Raw genomic sequence first — 15,329 nt, forward strand, 5'->3', positions numbered from 1 at the left:
ATCGCCTTCCATCGTCGCCAGGAGTCACCGCCCCATGCAGCACCAGTGGGATGAAATGCACCGCACCCGCAAGCCCACGTTCGTATTGTGTGGCGAGCCTCAGGGCGATGTGCTCAATCTCTATGTCCACGGTTACTCGGCATTCTTCAACCAGCAACAGCTGGGTAACTTCAAGCAGCAGCTGGCAGGTATCGAAGGCTCGACCAACCTGATGCTGTTCTGGCCGGCCGGGCATTTTCTGGAAAACCTGTTTGCACCGTTCAAGGACGTGATCGCCTCGATGCTCGGCGGTGGCGGCCTGGGCGCGGCAACCGTGGGGCTGGGCAAGGCGATTGCGTATTTTCTCGACCACTACAAAAGCGTCGAGACGCGGGTGGATGAGGTGGCCAAAAGCTTGCTGCCGGAGCTGGCCAATTACCTGCATGGCGAGTCACTGACGGTGCGCCGCATCAACCTGATCGGCCATTCCCTGGGCGCGCGCATTCTCGTCAAAAGCCTGCTCGCCAGCCCTGAAACCGCGCGCGAGCTGCCGCTGAACAATGTGCTGCTGATGGGCGGCGCCATCTGTACATCGAGCCCCTGGGAGCAGGTGGCGGCGCCGTTGACGGGGCGTGTCATCAATTGCCACTCCAGCAAGGACTGGGCATTGGCGATAAAGCCCGACACCGAGCGCTGTATCGGCCGTTATGCCATCCCCGTCACGCCTTCGCTCAAGGCCAAGGTGACCAATGTGCATCTGGCCAGCTTCGACCATGCGGCGTATTGGCCCCAGCTGAAGACGGTGGTGCAGTACACCGACCTGTTGCAGGAGCGGCGCGGCATGATCCGCTTTGACCCGCGCAGCAGCGAGGTGCGGTTTGCCGAGGAGGATGTCGACCTGTTCCCTGTGCTGGTGCAGGCACGGCCGGACGAGTTGAAGTTTTTGGCCGAGCTGATGGCGCAAAAGCGCAGCGCCTCGATTGACGCCTCGGTGCGCGAACCCCGCAAGCTGGCCATCGAACTGCAGCGCATGGGCGGCGACAGCCTCATGAACATTGCCCGCGGGCATGGCGTGAGTTATCGCCAGATCGCCCAGGACGTGGCGGGGCGGCTGGGGATCAAATTCGACGAGCCGATCGCCAGTGTGGCGCTTGCCGACCTTGAAGCGCAGGTCGCCGAGAAACTGATCGAGCAGTACAAGGACAAACTCAGCCAGGCCGACCGTCAACGGTTCGACGCCGAACTGCGGGCCGCGGCGCAAAAGGAGCAGGGTCTGTTCAATCGCTTCGCTGTCGGCCGCTCGGCCACCACAGCCTTGAGCGGCACTGCGCTGGCGGGGCTGACCGGATTCATGTTGAGACGCGGCGCTGCCTCGGCGATTCCGGTGGTGGGCCAGGCGCTTGCGGCGGCGATGTTGCTGGTGAGTGGCGTACGGGCGTTCTCAGGCCCTGCGTATTCCATCACCACCCTCGCGGTGTTGGTGGTCGGGGTGATTCGCCAGCGCATGGAGCGCGAAGCCTTGAACCAGGAGCTGGACCTGGTGGTGCAGGTGGTCGAAGCGTTCGATCTGCCTCGGGACACGGTGATGCGCACGGTTGTGTCTGACTGCTAAGCTGCGTGCCTGTCTTGTGTGTTTACCTGGAATCGCGCGTGAAATTCAGCCTGCCAAAAATCGCTACCGCCCCCTTTTGCCCGCCGGAAGTGGCCGGCTCCGTTGCCGTTGACCCCAAGGCGTCGTTTTTCAAGCGCGCGCTGATGTTTGCAGGCCCCGGCCTGCTCATCTCCATCGGCTACATGGACCCGGGCAACTGGGCCACGGCCATCGAAGCCGGTTCGCGTTATGGCTACAGCCTGCTGTTTGTGGTGTTGCTGGCCAGCCTCGCCGGGATGGCGGTGCAGTGCCTGTGCTCGCGGCTCGGCATCGCCACCGGCAAGGACCTGGCGCAGCTGTGCCGTGAACGCTACAGCAAGCGTTCAGCCCGCACCCAGTGGGCCTTGGCCGAAATCTCCATCATTGCCACCGACCTCGCCGAAGTGCTCGGCTGCGCGTTGGCATTTCACCTGCTGCTGGGGGTGTCGCTGACCACCGGTATCGTCATCACCGCCTTCGATACCTTGCTGATCCTGGCCCTGCAGAACCGTGGCTTTCGCCGCCTGGAAGCGATCATGCTGGCGCTGGTTGCCACCATCGGCGTGTGTTTCTTTATTGAGCTGGTGCTGATCAAACCCTACTGGCCGGATGTGTTGAGCGGGTTCACCCCGTCGCTCTCGGCCATCAGCGATGCGGCGCCGTTGTACCTGGCCATCGGTATCCTTGGCGCCACGGTCATGCCGCATAACCTCTACCTGCACAGCTCGATTGTGCAGACCCGGATGATCGGCAAGGACCTGGCCAGCAAGCAGGACGCGGTCAAGCTGGCACGCATCGACACCATTGGCTCTCTTGCGCTGGCGCTGCTGGTCAATGCCGCGATCCTGGTACTCGCCGCGGCCGCCTTCCACAAGACCGGCCACACCGACGTCGTGGAAATCCAGGACGCTTACCATCTGCTTGACCCGTTGGTGGGTGGCGCGTTTGCCAGCATCCTGTTTGGCATCGCATTGCTGGCCTCCGGGCAAAGCTCCACCTTCACCGGCACCATTGCCGGGCAAGTGATCATGGAGGGTTACCTCAACCTGCGTATTCCGTGCTGGCAACGACGCCTGATCACCCGCGGCCTGGCGCTGATCCCTGCATTCCTCGGGGTGTGGCTGATGGGGGACGATGCCATCGGCAAACTGCTGATTCTCAGCCAGGTGGTGCTCAGCCTGCAGTTGCCGTTTGCGCTATACCCGTTGATTCGCATGACGGGTGACAAGCAACTGATGGGCCCGTTCGTCAATCGCCTGCCCACGCGGTTACTGGCGTGGTTCCTGTTTGCGGTGATCAGCGGGGCGAATGCGTGGTTGATTGGGCAATGGTTGTTTTGATCTGAGTATCCGAGTGTCGGAGGTGATCTAGACGAGGATCGCCAGCGATGTGTACTGAGCAACCTGCGGATCGGTGGTCAATAGTCTCATCGGTTCGCTGATGGCGGTTGCAACGATAAGTCGATCAAAAGGGTCTTTGTGATGATGCTCCAGATCCTTTACCGCGATGGCATGCTCGGAGGTGATGGCTAATTCGACGACACCGCTCTCCAGACAGTACCCACGAATTTCGTCCAGATCGACATGGAGCTTTCCCAGGCTTACCTTGATTGCCATCTCCCAGAATGTCGCCGCGCTGATGTAAACGTCGGCTGCATTTTCGATGAGCTTTCGTGCTTTGCTGGACAGTTTGGGATCGCCACTGAGTGCCCAAAGGAGGATGTGAGTGTCCAACAGTACCCTCATGACGCCTTGCCCTGAAACGAATCCAGCAGATCGTCCGGTAGGGGAGCGTCAAAGTCGTCCGGGATGACGAGTTTCCCCTTCATTGCACCAACCCTCTTGCCGTTGGGCTTGGTCATCGGGACGAGTTGGGCCATTGCGCGGCCATGCTTGGCGATGGTGATGATGTTGCCAGCGGCGGCCTCATCAACCAGTTTTGACAGATTATTCTTTGCTTCGCCCAGCGGAACGGTAACCATAGAGTTCTCTCCATGTTTTGGCCAAATATAGTCAAAACCAGCTTAGCTATCAAAGACGGGTAGACAGCTGTCAGACCGGCCAGATCGTATTTTTTTGTAGTACAGGACATTCATGGCAATTCTCCGAAGAAGGACGTTGCTGGAGTCTGCCTCTTGAAGACGGGTGTCATAAATAGTGGCCCGTAAAATCGGACCCGGACTACTTTTCCTACTAGGAAATTTCCTCACGCATAACGCCCGCGTCGCCTGAACGCTCACCGATCCCAATACGGCACTGTCCCAAAACACGCCGCAAAGTAATCGATCACCGTACGCACCTTCAGCGACAACCGTCGGCTGCCCGGCCACAGCGCGGCGATCTGTTGCGGTTCGAGGGTGGTGGCCACTTCGTAGTCGCTCAGCACCGCCTGCAAGGTGCCGGCGCGCAGGCTTTCGCCGATCAGCCATGATGGAAATACCACGAATCCCAGGCCCTGTTCTGCGGCGTGGGTGAGGGTGTCGGCGTGGTTGCCAGTGATCGGGCCTTTGACGCTGTAGGGCGTCCATTCGCCCTGGGCGCGGCGGAAGAACCAGCGTTGCTGGCCGATGACGCCCTTGTAGGCCAGGCAGTGGTGGTTGAGCAGTTCATCGGGGTGGCTGGGCGTGCCGTGCTGCGCCAGATAAGCGGGGCTGGCGGCGAGACGGAAGCGCTGGGGCGCGAAGATGCGTGCCTGCATGCCGGAGTCGTTGAGTACGCCGATGCGAAACAGCAGGTCGGTGCCATCCTGCAATGGATCGACGAAGGTGTCGGTTTGCTGGATGTCCAGTTGCAGCTTGGGGTAACGCCGGCACAGCTCGCCGAGCCACGGCGACAGGTGACGCTGGCCGAACACCATCGGGGCATTGATGCGCACCAGGCCGCTGGGCTCGCTTTCCTGTTCCTGCAGGGCCTGACCGGCGGCTTCCAGTTGCTCCAGCATCAACCGCGCATGCCGCCCGAGCAGGCGTCCGGCTTCGGTCGGGCTCACCGCGCGGGTGTGCCGATAGAGCAGTTGCTGGCCGAGGGCCTGCTCCATCAACTGGACCTGCCGGGAAATGGAGGAGGGCGCAAGGCCTTCGCGGCGGGCCACTTCGGAAAAACTGCCATGGTCCAGCACGGCGACGAACAGGCGCAGCGCCTTGAAACTCAGTTCATTCAAACCCTGCATCAGGTCTCCTGGTTGTGCGTATTGCGCAAAGGTGTTGTCCGCATGCTCCCATTTATCGCACAGGGCAGCCACTGGATAATGCGCGCCATCCATTTTTTTGTTGAAGCGCAGGTGATGTATGCAGGCAAGTTCTGTCGAGGGCGTGGCGCAGGCCAGGCCAAAACGAAACATTTTGAAGTTGCTGCTGTTGCCGCTGGTGATTCTGGCGGGCATGGGGCTGTCGATGGAAGCCGGTTTGCTCGGCCCGCTGGGTGAGCAGGTCGGGCATCTGTGGGCGACCTTGAGTATTTTCGGAGTGGGTTCGGCGCTGCTGTTTCTGCTGCTGTTCTTCGGCGGTGCGCGAAAGGGCCCGGCGCTGAGCGAGCTGCCGCGCTGGCAGTTGATCGGCGGTTTCCTGGGGCCGATCTATGTGGTGGTGCTGACCCTGGCCACGCCCCACATCGGGATTGCCATGACCATGATCGCGATCCTCTCGGGTCAGGTGGGCAAGAGCGTGTTGATCGACCATTTCGGCTGGTTCGGCACGGCCCGCAAGCGGGTCAATAGTGAGCGCTGGATTGCCCTGGCGTTGATTGTGGTGGCACTTGTTTTGATTGCGCGGGGTTGAGGCGATGAATCTGATTCTATTACTGGTGGTCGTGGTTGCCGCAGGTGCGGTATTGAGCGTGCAGGCGGCGATCAACGGGCGCCTGGGGCAGACGGTCGGCGTGCTGCGCAGCAGCCTGGTGACCTTCGGCATCGGCGCACTGGTGACGGCGCTGCTGATTTTCTTCTTCGAACCGGCGCACGCCGTGAGCCTGTTGGACGTGCCGAAATGGCAACTCACCGGCGCGCTGTTCGGCGTGGTGTACATGATCGTGATGGTCGGCGCGGTGCCGGTGGTCGGCACGGCCGTCGCCACGGTGGCGGTGATCACCGGGCAATTGGCGATGGGCATGCTGATCGACAATTTCGGCTGGCTGGGGAATCCGGCCATTGAATTGTCGGGCAGCCGCATCGTGGCGATGGTCTGCCTGGCGCTGGCGCTGGTGTTCATGTACCGCAGTAATACGCGCAGCGAGTGATGGTTTGAACCATCCGCGGCGGGCCACAGTCACTGCTTAAGGTGGCGGTGTTCGCCGCGCCATGACGACCATGAAGAAGGAGTCTGACCATGCCAGATCAAACCTGTGCCTGCCCACACTGCAAGTGCGTGTTGGGTGTTGATGCGGTAATGAAAGACGATAAGGGCTATTGCTGTGAGGGCTGTGCTCAGCATCATGCGCATGGTGAGCCGTGTGCTGCGCAGGCTAATTGTGAGTGTGCCAAGTCGGCCCATGGCTGAACGCTTGCGGGCTTTGGGAGGCGACGGTCTTAGAGTTGACCGACGTTTTCCTGGCTGGCGATATTAAAAAATGTGGGAGGGGGCTTGCTCCCGATAGCGGTGGGTCAGTCAGCTTATGTGTAGCTGACTCACTGCCATCGGGAGCAACCCTCTCCCATCCGTGTGATTGCATCCGATGGGCTATTGGGTTTCCAGCTCCAGACGCAGGCTGTGGTCGGACAGGCGCTTGTGATCCTTGACCACGGCGCTGGTGCGCTTGCCTTCCAGTGCGAACACCACCGTCTGCGCATGGTGCAGGTCGTCGGGCAGGGGTTGAAGCACCTTGAGCACCAGGCCGTCGGGTTCGTGCCGCACGCTCACCTGGCATTCCGCGTGTTTGGCCAGTGGCCCGAACAAGGTGTCCTGGGTGTAGTCGATCTGCGCTTTGCCGTTGACCTGTGCTGTTGAGTCCATGATTTTTCTCCTTGATCAAGCCTGGGCGCACGTCCCGAGTGGCGCTATTGCCAGGCTTGTGATGTAAACAAGTGATCGCCATGGAGGTTAAAAATTCACTAATCCTATTAGATAGCGCTTTTGTGGCGAGCGGGCTTGCCCCGCGTTGGGCTGCGCAGCAGCCCCAAAACCAGGCTCTGAGCAGTGTCAGGCACACCGTATGCGCCTTAATTGGGGGCGCTTCGCACCCCAACGCGGGGCAAGCCCGCTCGCCACAGGGGCATTCGGGGGGCTGGAAAGGTGTGTAGGTTACTCGACCTCGGGCACGCCTTTTTCCCAGGTCGACCAGTTGCTGAGGATCGCCTGCACCAGCGGGTTACCGGTGCGATAGAGGTTCTCCAGCGCCGGCACGAAGCCGCCCTGGTCGGCGTATTTGAGCAGGTTGTCCACCTCGCTGTAGCCCGGATAAGGGCGGTCGAAGTCGGACCCCGCGCGCACCACGGCCAGGCGCTGGATGTCCACCAGGCCTTCACGGCTGGCGCGCAGCAAGGCTTCGTAGGTGGAGTTGTCCTCCTGCTGGGTGGTGCAGTACTCACCTTTGTTGTCGGTGAGCAGTTTGGTCCACACCTCGGCGCGCTCGCTCAGGCGCGTGCCGGAAAACCAGGTATTGCCCGCCAGGGTGTCGCAACGGGTCACCTGCGGCGGCTGGTTGGCGGGAGCGGCGGGGTAGTGCTGGCGCCAGGCCGCCGATTCCTTGCTTTCGGAAAGCGTGACCTTGTGCGACAGCGCAAAGGCCTTGGCCTGCAACTTGGGGTTCAGCTCGAACACTTCGGTCTTGTAGTCCAGCGGCGGTTTTTCGTTGGGGCCTTTTGTGTTGATGCCGATATAACCCGTTGGCCAGTCCTTGGGCGCATCCCGCGAGTCCAGCTCCCACTGGGTGCCGAACTCCACCAGATAATGGGCCCAGGCCGCCGTGCCGAGGGTGCCGTGTTTGGGGCTGATGCCGGCGATCCCGGCGATCAGGAAGTAACTCTGGCGCAGGTCGAACTTGGGCGACAGCGCCAGTGCCAGCGTCGACGCTGCGGCGTTGGTCTGGCCCATGCCGGTCACCAACAGGCACACGTCCTGGGTGTTGCAGCGAATCACCGGGTATTCGGCGGACAGGCCGGGCACACGGACTTCCTGCTTGAGCGCCAGGCGGTCTATCCAGGTTTGCGCCTCGGGGGCGAACATGGTGATCAGCATCACCTTGGGTTTGATCGGTGCGGTCTGCGCCAGCACCACAGAGGGCAGCAGCGCGAGGCTCATGGCAATCGACAGACGGGTAAACGCTTTCATCCAAAACTCCTTGATCAGAATTGATAGCCCACGCCGGCGTAGTAACCCCAGCCGTCCGAGCGTGCGCGAAAGTTGCCTTCGCCGAAATTCAACTCGCTGCCATCTTCCCAGTTGCCGCCGTTGTGAAAGTAACGGCCGACCAGGGTGAAGCGCAGGTGCGTGAACGAGTACAGCAACACGTTGGTCGCCACCAGTGAGTTGGCGGTGCGCGCCGGGTTGTCCTTGTGCAGGTCCGAGCCGAAGTCGTAATTGGTAAAACCGATGTAGGTCAGCGAGGCGCCGTTGTCGAACTTGCCGATGGGCACGATGTACTTCATCTGGGCACGGTAGCCGTCCCATGAGTATTCATTGCTGGCGCCGTAGTTTTCCCACTGGTACCGGCCGTAGAAGTTGGCCGAGAGGTTGACCCGCGAGTGCGTGTCGATATCGGTGCCCAGGCCGCTGTAAAGGGTGTTGGCGCGGTTTTCCTTGTGGCTGCCGTGGTCGTAGATCCAGTCGAACGCCACGTACCATTCCTTGAACGGGCCGATGGCCAGGCTGCGGCCGGCCAGGTAGTCGATGGAGATACGCGGTTCGTGCTCCATGAACACCGGCGAACCGTGGTCCCACACGCCTTTGTCGTTGCTGTTGCCGATGGTGAGGATCTTCGGCACATCGACATAGCCGTACAGCTCGAACGGGCCCTTGCGGCCGAAGTACTCGTATTCCAGATACACATCATCCTGCGGCCGGGGGCCGAAGCTGATGTCCTTGCTGCCGATCAAGGTCAGGTCCTGGTTGAACCATTCAGAAAGATAAACGCCCTTTTTCGCCGCAGGGCTGGCTTCAGGGCTCAGGGTTTCGCCCTGTGCCGAGTCATCGGTGGGCTTTTCCTGCGCCAAAATGGGGGCACTGAGTACTCCCGTAACGGCGGCCAGGACCATGGAAACACCAAAGCAGGCCCGGGGCCTTGAGTTCAGGTGCATTGAAAATCCCTATTCGTACGCGGTGGGGACCCGATTATTCAGGCCGACATGAACCCGCCTGGCAGGTTCGTAGCGCAAACGTTTGCACGGGCCGTACCAACTTTGCCCAATGGACTGAATGGAATGGAAAAAAGCGAAATTAGTCGACCTGTTGATCAGAAATGACTGGGTGTCATTTTTCGCCGGGATCAAACAGATGAACTGCACTGCCACGCCGGTATTCGCTCGGTGTCTGCTGCATCTCGATACGGAAGTGCCGATTGAAGTTGGACAGGTTGGCGTAGCCCACTTCAAAACAGATATTGGCCACCGAGCGGTCGCTTTGCAGCAGCAGGCGGCAGGCACGCTGCACGCGGAACTTGCGCATCAGGTCGATAAAACCGTGGCCGGTGTTGCGCTTGAAGAAGCGCGAAAACCCCGGTTCACTCATCTGCAGCTGTTGGGCAATGACCGACACGCGCAGGTCGCCGGTCAACTCACGCATCAGGTAATCGAACGCGGTGTTGATGCGTTCGGCGCTACGGGCGTCCAGGGTTGGCGCGTAGCAGGCGCTGGCCAGCGCTTTCACCTGCGGTGCCGGGGCGCTTTTCAGGGTGTCGAGCAACTGCAGGAACAGGATCAGGCGTTGCAGGCCGTGGGCATGGCCGATGTCTTCCATCAAGGCCGCCGCCTGCACGGCGGTGGCGCCGCTGAATTGCAGGCCGCGCCGGGCCCTGTCGAACAGGGGCTGCAAGTCGCCCAGTTCCGGCAGCGTGTTGCGCAGGGCCAGCAGGGCGGCGCCGTCGAATTGCAGCACCACGTCGCGGCCGCGCAGGCAGTCGCCGGGCGCCAGCTCGCCAATCCAGTCGTGGGGCAGGTCGGGGCCGATCAGGGCCACGTGCCCGGCACTGAAGGCGCCGATGTAGTCGCCCGCCACCAGCTTGCCGCTGCCTTGACGGATCAGGTGGATCTCGAACTCGGGATGGTGGTTCCAGCGTGCCAGCTCGAAGGGATAGTCGTGTTCGAACCAGCGGAAACAATGCTCCGGCTCGGGCAGGATCACTTCCAGCTCGGCGGGGCGATGTTCAAACAGGGTGGCGCGGTCAACGGGCATGTGGCTGCCTCTTGTGCGTTGGGTCACGCCAAAATACTCGCCCGCAGCCTGCCTGCGCTACCTCTGTTATCGCGTGCAACCGGTACTTTTTTGCGCCTGGCGCGCCGGTTAAAAAAGTACCGGTCGCGCATGCGCCAGGCGTTTGTGAGGGTCAGGCCAAGCTGCTGTAATCGTTGCTCGACAACAAAAACAGCAGGCGCACAACGCCATGGCTCTCGCAACGACTGTTGACGGACACTGACCCCATGAAACGACTCCAAGGCAAGAGCGCGCTGATCACCGGATCGGCGCGGGGCATCGGCCGGGCCTTTGCCCAGGCCTATATTGCCGAAGGCGCAACGGTTGCCATCGCCGATATCAACCTGCAGCAGGCCCGGGCCACGGCCGCCGAACTGGGCCCGCACGCCTACGCCGTGGCGATGGACGTGACCGAGCAGGCTTCCATCGATGCGGCAATCGACGCGGTGGTGGCCCACGCCGGCAAACTCGACATTCTGATCAACAACGCCGCGCTGTTTGACCTGGCGCCCATCGTCGATATCACCCGCGCCAGCTTCGACCGGTTGTTTTCGATCAACGTCGCCGGCACGCTGTTCACCTTGCAGGCCGCGGCCCGGCAGATGATCCGCCAGGGCCATGGCGGCAAAATCATCAATATGGCCAGCCAGGCCGGGCGGCGCGGCGAGCCGTTGGTGGCGGTGTACTGCGCCACCAAGGCCGCGGTGATCAGCCTCACTCAATCGGCCGGGCTCAACCTGATCAGGCAGGGCATCAACGTCAACGCCATCGCGCCGGGGGTGGTCGACGGCGAGCACTGGGACGGCGTCGACGCCCTGTTCGCCAGGCATGAAGGCCTGGCACCGGGCGAGAAAAAACGCCGGGTCGCTGCCGAGGTGCCGTACGGCCGGATGGGCACGGCGGATGACCTGACCGGCATGGCGGTGTTCCTGGCGTCCACGGACGCCGATTACGTGGTGGCCCAGACCTATAATGTCGACGGCGGCAACTGGATGAATTGAGCGCTTTTTACAGCACATACATCCAATTCCCGCGCCGCCAATACCGGCAGAATTCCCCCATTGCTCAACGCTGCATGGGGGACTCAACACCATGGACGCAACATCCGGCACCGGCCCCGACGAAGTCGTCACTCTGGTCGTCAAACACCTGATCAAGCGCGGTCGCGAGGCCGACTACGAAGCCTGGCTGCGGCGCATCGTGCGCATCGCCGGCGAGCGCCCCGGCCACCTCGGCGTCGACGTGGTGCGCGGCACGCAGAACGGCCAGGCGCTGTTCACCTGCGTATTGCGCTATCGCTCCACCCACGACCTTGAAGTGTGGCTCGACTCCGCGCAGCGCAAGCTGTTGATCGACGAAGCCGCGCCGATGCTCGCCGACGGCGACAATACCGAAGTCGGCGGCGCCAACGAATTCTGGTTCACCCCCCTTGCCGACAGCGCGGCCAAGCCGCCGCGCTGGAAGCAGGCGGTGGTGAGCCTGTGCGTGATCCTGCCGCAGACCTTGATCCTGCCCTTCATCTGGGGGCCGATCCTGCGCCTGCACCCGTTCCTCTCCAATTACGTGGTCTCCACCTTTCTGGTCACCCTGACCATCGTGCTGTTGGTGGTGTACCTGTTGATGCCGGCGGCCACCCGGCTGTTCGCACCCTGGCTCGAAGCCTCCGTAAAGGAAACCCTATGAACGCCGACCTGATCCTGTTCAATGGCCAGTTCCACACTGTCGACCGTGAAAACCCGCGCGCCACCGCCGTCGCCATCCACCAGGGCCGCTTTGTCGCGGTGGGCACCGACGGCGAGGCCATGGCTCTGCGCGGCAGCGGCACCCAGGTCATCGACCTCAAGGGCCGCACGGTGATCCCGGGCCTCAACGACTCCCACCTGCACCTGATTCGCGGCGGGCTCAACTACAACCTCGAGCTGCGCTGGGAAGGCGTGCCGTCCCTGGCCGATGCCCTGCGCATGCTCAAGGACCAGGCCGACCGCACGCCCACCCCGCAGTGGGTGCGCGTGGTCGGTGGCTGGAACGAATTCCAGTTCGCCGAAAAACGCATGCCGACCCTGGACGAGTTGAACCAGGCCGCGCCGGACACGCCGGTGTTCGTGCTGCACCTGTACGACCGCGCCTTGCTCAACCGCGCGGCCCTGCGCGTGGCCGGCTACAGCAAAGACACGCCGAACCCGCCGGGCGGCGAGATCGTGCGCGACAGCCACGGCAACCCCACCGGCATGCTGGTGGCGCGGCCCAACGCGATGATTTTGTATGCGACCCTGGCCAAAGGCCCGAAGCTGCCCCTGGCGTACCAGGTCAACTCCACCCGCCAGTTCATGCGCGAACTCAATCGCCTGGGCCTCACCAGTGCCATCGACGCCGGCGGCGGTTTCCAGAACTACCCCGACGACTACGCGGTGATCGAGCAACTGGCCAGGGACGAGCAACTGACGGTGCGCATCGCCTACAACCTGTTCACCCAGAAGCCCAAGGAAGAGCTCAGCGACTTCAAACACTGGACCGGCAGCGTCACGCTGCACCAGGGCGATGACTACCTGCGCCACAACGGCGCCGGCGAAATGCTGGTGTTCTCGGCGGCTGACTTCGAAGACTTCCTCGAGGCACGCCCCGACCTGCCGCTGACCATGGAGCAGGAGTTGGAGCCGGTGGTGCGTCATCTGGTCGAGCAGCGCTGGCCGTTCCGCCTGCACGCCACCTATGACGAATCCATCTCGCGCATGCTCGACGTGTTCGAGAAGGTCAACCGCGATATCCCGTTCAACGGCTTGCCGTGGTTCTTCGACCACGCCGAAACCATCACCCCGCACAACATCGAGCGCGTGCGCGCCCTCGGCGGTGGCATCGCGATTCAGGACCGCGTGGCCTTTCAGGGCGAGTACTTCGTTGAACGCTACGGCGCCAAGGCCGCCGAAGCCACGCCGCCGATCCAGCGCATGCTCGCCGAAGGCGTGCCGGTGGGGGCGGGCACCGATGCCACGCGGGTGTCGAGCTACAACCCGTGGACCTCGCTGTACTGGATGGTCAGCGGCCGCACCGTGGGCGGCCTGGCGCTGCACGCCGAAGGCCTGCCGCGCCTCACCGCGCTTGAGCTGTTTACCCATGGCAGCGCCTGGTTTTCGTCGGAGCAGGGCAAGAAGGGCCAGATCAAGGTCGGCCAGTTGGCGGACGTCGCTGCGTTGTCGGCGGACTTTTTCAGTGTCGACGAAGAAGCCATCAAGTGGATCGAGTCGGTGCTCACCGTGGTTGGCGGCAAGGTGGTGTACGGCGCCGGCGACTTCGAGGATTTCGCGCCACCACGCGTGCCGGTGCTGCCGGACTGGTCGCCGGTGGTCAAGGTGCCCGGCCATTGGCGCCCCGGTGCACCGATGCAGGCTCAGGTTCACCAGTGCAGCGGCCCCTGTGGCGTGCATGCCCACCGCCATGAAACAGCGCGCCTTTCCAGCGTGCCGGTCAGCGACTTCCAGGGGTTCTGGGGTGCGTTTGGCTGCTCGTGCTTTGCCTTTTAACCCCCCCTGAAGGAGTTGACCCATGACCTACAAGCGCTTGAACAAAGATGATGCCGTGGTACTGCTGGTGGATCACCAGACTGGCCTGATCTCCCTGGTACAGGATTTTTCGCCCAACGAATTCAAGAACAACGTGCTGGCCCTGGCCGACGTCGCCAGGTTTTTCAACCTGCCGACCATCCTCACCACCAGCTTCGAAGGCGGTCCCAACGGCCCGCTGGTGCCGGAGCTCAAGGAACTGTTCCCGGACGCGCCGTACATCGCGCGTCCAGGCCAGATCAATGCGTGGGACAACGAGGATTTCGTCAAGGCCGTGAAGGCCACCGGGCGCAAGCAGATCATCATCGCGGGTGTGGTCACGGATGTGTGCGTAGCTTTCCCGACGCTGTGTGCCCTCGCTGAAGGCTTCGAAGTGTTTGTGGTCACCGACGCTTCCGGCACCTTCAACGAAACCGTGCAACAAGCGGCATGGGCCCGCATGACCGCCGCCGGTGCACAGCTGGTGAACTGGTTCTCCGTGGCCTGCGAACTGCAGGTTGACTGGCGCAACGACATGGAAGGCCTGGCCAACCTGTTGTCGCCGCGCATCCCCAACTACCGCAACCTGATGAACAGCTACTCGGCGTTTACTGCCAAGTAATCCGTTTAGAACAGGCCGATGCTGCCTGTGGGAGGGGGCCAGCCCCTTCCCACAATGTGTTTTGTGGTGTGCCTGGTTAACCGCTATAAACCTGCCAACTGTCTACCGAGAAGTGACAATGAACCCCTTCGAAGACATGCGCCTGTTCTGTCAGGTGATGGAGTCCGGCAGCTTCACCGCCGCTGCCGAGCAACTGGGCCTGTCCAAGCAATTTGTCAGCCGTCGGCTGATCCAGCTCGAAGACCGCCTCGGCGTGCGTCTGCTCAACCGCTCCACGCGGCGCCTGGACGTGACGCCACTGGGCCAGCGCTATTACGAATCCGCCCTGCGCCTGCTCAGCGATGTCGAGCAAATGGAGCAGGGCATCGCCGGCCAGAACAGCGAACCGCGCGGCACCCTGCGCCTGAGTGCGCCGTTGTCGTTTGCCATGGCGCACCTGGGCTGCCTGTTGCCGTTGTTTTTACAGCGCTACCCGCACGTCGCGGTGGAGGTCGACTTGAGCGATCGCCCCGTCGACCTGATCGGCGAAGGCTACGACCTGGTGCTGCGTATCGGCACCCTGGAAGATTCCACCCTGATCGCCCGCCGCATCGCCAGCATCTCCCGCGTGTATTGCGCCAGCCCCGACTACCTGGCCCTGCGCGGCACGCCGCAAAAACCTGACGACCTCGCCGAACACGACTGCCTGCCCTACGGCCACGGTCGCCAGGTGCAATGGCGGTTCAAAGGCAAGGTGCAGGCGCTGAATGTCAGCGGGCGCATGCGTGTGAACAACGGCGACCTGCTGCGTGATACGGCCATCGCAGGTCTGGGCATCACCTATTTGCCGACGTTCATCGTCGGCGAAGCGTTGAAGGACGGCCGTCTGGTGACGGTGCTGGACGATTTCGCACCCGAGGCCCTGACGTTGTCGGCGGTGTACCCGCAGCATCGGCAAAGCTCCAGGCCGGTGCAGACGCTGGTCGAGTTTTTGCGCGAGCGTTTGGCGGGTGGCTGCTGACAGGGGAGATGGACCCGTTATCCCTGTGGCAGCGGGCCTGTCGTGGCGAGCGGGCTTGTTGTGGCGAGCGGGCTTGCCCCGCGTTGGGGTGCGAAGCGCCCCCAATCAAGCAAAACGCGGGTGTACCTGATACGGCTCAGCGTCTGGTTTTGGGGCTGCTGCGCAGCCCAACGCAGGACAAGCCTGCTCGCCACAGAGGCTCCCGTTCGATCTTCGGTGCGCAT

The 15,329-nt window shown here is 62.4% G+C and carries 17 protein-coding genes; 10 read left to right on the forward strand and 7 right to left on the reverse strand.

Annotated features, from left to right (window positions below; translation table 11 throughout):
• Positions 1-34: 34 nt before the first annotated feature.
• Entirely contained in the window at positions 35-1,591 is a 1,557-nt protein-coding gene (locus tag LUB09_RS04965; RefSeq protein ID WP_231421819.1) for a DUF726 domain-containing protein, read from the forward strand.
• Positions 1,592-1,629: 38 nt separating this feature from the next.
• Positions 1,630-2,949, forward strand: a complete 1,320-nt coding sequence (locus LUB09_RS04970) for an Nramp family divalent metal transporter (RefSeq protein WP_209981269.1) — start codon at positions 1,630-1,632, stop codon at positions 2,947-2,949.
• A 27-nt stretch (positions 2,950-2,976) separates the two neighbouring features.
• On the opposite strand, the gene LUB09_RS04975 is transcribed toward LUB09_RS04970, so the two are convergent.
• The 3 genes from LUB09_RS04975 to LUB09_RS04985 all read right to left on the reverse strand — a co-directional run bounded on the left by LUB09_RS04975 (position 2,977) and on the right by LUB09_RS04985 (position 4,777).
• A complete protein-coding gene (locus LUB09_RS04975; protein ID WP_057009402.1) occupies positions 2,977-3,354 on the reverse strand; it encodes a type II toxin-antitoxin system VapC family toxin in 378 nt (125 codons plus the stop codon).
• Positions 3,351-3,590, reverse strand: a complete 240-nt coding sequence (locus tag LUB09_RS04980) for a type II toxin-antitoxin system Phd/YefM family antitoxin (RefSeq protein WP_231421820.1) — start codon at positions 3,588-3,590, stop codon at positions 3,351-3,353. The genes LUB09_RS04975 and LUB09_RS04980 overlap by 4 nt, the downstream gene beginning before the upstream one ends.
• Before the next feature lie 254 nt (positions 3,591-3,844).
• On the reverse strand, positions 3,845-4,777 hold the full coding sequence (locus LUB09_RS04985) for a LysR family transcriptional regulator (protein ID WP_231421821.1): 933 nt from the start codon (positions 4,775-4,777) through the stop codon (positions 3,845-3,847).
• Between the two features lie 118 nt (positions 4,778-4,895).
• Here LUB09_RS04985 and LUB09_RS04990 point away from each other — a divergent pair, with 118 nt between their 5' ends.
• The 3 genes from LUB09_RS04990 to LUB09_RS05000 all read left to right on the forward strand — a co-directional run bounded on the left by LUB09_RS04990 (position 4,896) and on the right by LUB09_RS05000 (position 6,101).
• Positions 4,896-5,384 carry a DMT family transporter gene (locus LUB09_RS04990; RefSeq protein WP_231421822.1) on the forward strand — a complete coding sequence of 163 codons (489 nt, stop codon included), beginning with the start codon at positions 4,896-4,898 and terminating at the stop codon, positions 5,382-5,384.
• 4 nt (positions 5,385-5,388) lie between these two features.
• Positions 5,389-5,841, forward strand: coding sequence for a DMT family transporter (locus tag LUB09_RS04995; protein WP_057009398.1), 453 nt, complete (start codon positions 5,389-5,391; stop codon positions 5,839-5,841).
• Positions 5,842-5,930: 89 nt separating this feature from the next.
• Positions 5,931-6,101, forward strand: coding sequence for a metallothionein (locus LUB09_RS05000; RefSeq protein WP_231421823.1), 171 nt, complete (start codon positions 5,931-5,933; stop codon positions 6,099-6,101).
• Positions 6,102-6,281: 180 nt separating this feature from the next.
• On the opposite strand, the gene LUB09_RS05005 is transcribed toward LUB09_RS05000, so the two are convergent.
• The 4 genes from LUB09_RS05005 to LUB09_RS05020 all read right to left on the reverse strand — a co-directional run bounded on the left by LUB09_RS05005 (position 6,282) and on the right by LUB09_RS05020 (position 9,929).
• The gene (locus LUB09_RS05005) at positions 6,282-6,554 is read right to left on the reverse strand and encodes a hypothetical protein (RefSeq protein ID WP_057009397.1); all 273 of its coding nucleotides are present in this window, start codon (positions 6,552-6,554) and stop codon (positions 6,282-6,284) included.
• A gap of 288 nt (positions 6,555-6,842) precedes the next feature.
• A complete protein-coding gene (locus tag LUB09_RS05010; protein WP_231421824.1) occupies positions 6,843-7,871 on the reverse strand; it encodes a purine-nucleoside phosphorylase in 1,029 nt (342 codons plus the stop codon).
• Between the two features lie 14 nt (positions 7,872-7,885).
• Entirely contained in the window at positions 7,886-8,836 is a 951-nt protein-coding gene (locus LUB09_RS05015) for a nucleoside-specific channel-forming protein Tsx (protein WP_442964091.1), read from the reverse strand.
• 172 nt (positions 8,837-9,008) lie between these two features.
• Positions 9,009-9,929, reverse strand: a complete 921-nt coding sequence (locus LUB09_RS05020; RefSeq protein ID WP_231421826.1) for an AraC family transcriptional regulator — start codon at positions 9,927-9,929, stop codon at positions 9,009-9,011.
• Between the two features lie 245 nt (positions 9,930-10,174).
• Between LUB09_RS05020 and LUB09_RS05025 the strand changes: the two genes are divergently transcribed.
• The 5 genes from LUB09_RS05025 to LUB09_RS05045 all read left to right on the forward strand — a co-directional run bounded on the left by LUB09_RS05025 (position 10,175) and on the right by LUB09_RS05045 (position 15,105).
• The gene (locus LUB09_RS05025; protein WP_209981285.1) at positions 10,175-10,948 is read left to right on the forward strand and encodes an L-iditol 2-dehydrogenase; all 774 of its coding nucleotides are present in this window, start codon (positions 10,175-10,177) and stop codon (positions 10,946-10,948) included.
• A 91-nt stretch (positions 10,949-11,039) separates the two neighbouring features.
• Positions 11,040-11,630 carry an antibiotic biosynthesis monooxygenase gene (locus LUB09_RS05030; RefSeq protein WP_003235611.1) on the forward strand — a complete coding sequence of 197 codons (591 nt, stop codon included), beginning with the start codon at positions 11,040-11,042 and terminating at the stop codon, positions 11,628-11,630.
• The gene (locus tag LUB09_RS05035; RefSeq protein WP_231421827.1) at positions 11,627-13,465 is read left to right on the forward strand and encodes an amidohydrolase; all 1,839 of its coding nucleotides are present in this window, start codon (positions 11,627-11,629) and stop codon (positions 13,463-13,465) included. The genes LUB09_RS05030 and LUB09_RS05035 overlap by 4 nt, the downstream gene beginning before the upstream one ends.
• A gap of 22 nt (positions 13,466-13,487) precedes the next feature.
• Positions 13,488-14,105 (forward strand): isochorismate family cysteine hydrolase YcaC, encoded by a 618-nt coding sequence (gene ycaC / locus LUB09_RS05040; protein WP_209981292.1) that lies wholly within the window; start codon positions 13,488-13,490, stop codon positions 14,103-14,105.
• Positions 14,106-14,223: 118 nt separating this feature from the next.
• Positions 14,224-15,105, forward strand: coding sequence for a LysR family transcriptional regulator (locus LUB09_RS05045; RefSeq protein WP_231421828.1), 882 nt, complete (start codon positions 14,224-14,226; stop codon positions 15,103-15,105).
• Positions 15,106-15,329 lie beyond the last annotated feature (224 nt).

The organism is Pseudomonas sp. Leaf59 (genome assembly GCF_920984685.1).
Taxonomy (GTDB): Bacteria; Pseudomonadota; Gammaproteobacteria; order Pseudomonadales; family Pseudomonadaceae; genus Aquipseudomonas.